Annotated in this window: 1 protein-coding gene; it reads left to right on the forward strand. The window is 64.5% G+C overall.

Translation table 11 applies throughout. The features are described 5' to 3' along the window. Nucleotides 1-352, forward strand: a 352-nt coding sequence (locus N801_RS22240) for an amino acid ABC transporter ATP-binding protein (RefSeq protein ID WP_035941100.1), incomplete at its 5' end; no start/stop codon positions are given. Between the last annotated feature and the right edge of the window lie 135 nt (nt 353-487).

The following is a 487-nucleotide window of genomic DNA, read 5'->3' on the forward strand; positions in this document are numbered from 1 at the left end:
CATTCCCGATCAGGCTGGCAAGTACCCCGGCCAGTTGTCAGGCGGGCAGCAGCAGCGCGTGGCCATCGCCCGCTCGCTCTGCATGCAGCCGCGCATCATGCTGTTCGACGAGCCGACCTCGGCGCTGGATCCGGAGATGGTCAAGGAAGTGCTGGACACCATGACCTCGCTGGCCGAGGACGGCATGACCATGCTGTGCGTGACGCACGAGATGGGCTTTGCCCGCAACGTCGCCGACCGGGTGGTGTTCATGGACGGCGGCCGCATCATCGAGGTGGGCGAGCCGGGCGCGTTCTTCGACAATCCCGGGCATGAGCGCACGCGGGCATTCCTGGAGCGCATCCTGCATTGAGGGCAGGGCGGCGCGAAAGATCGGGGCGGGGCGGCGATTTGGCGAGGTTTCAATTTATAATGAAACTCGTTCGTAATTGAAAATCACGCGGCCCGCGAGGCGGCGTACCCGCCATGGCCACTCAGGACCTGGATT

This window comes from Knoellia aerolata DSM 18566, from assembly GCF_000768695.1.
Lineage (GTDB): Bacteria > Actinomycetota > Actinomycetes > Actinomycetales > Dermatophilaceae > Knoellia > Knoellia aerolata.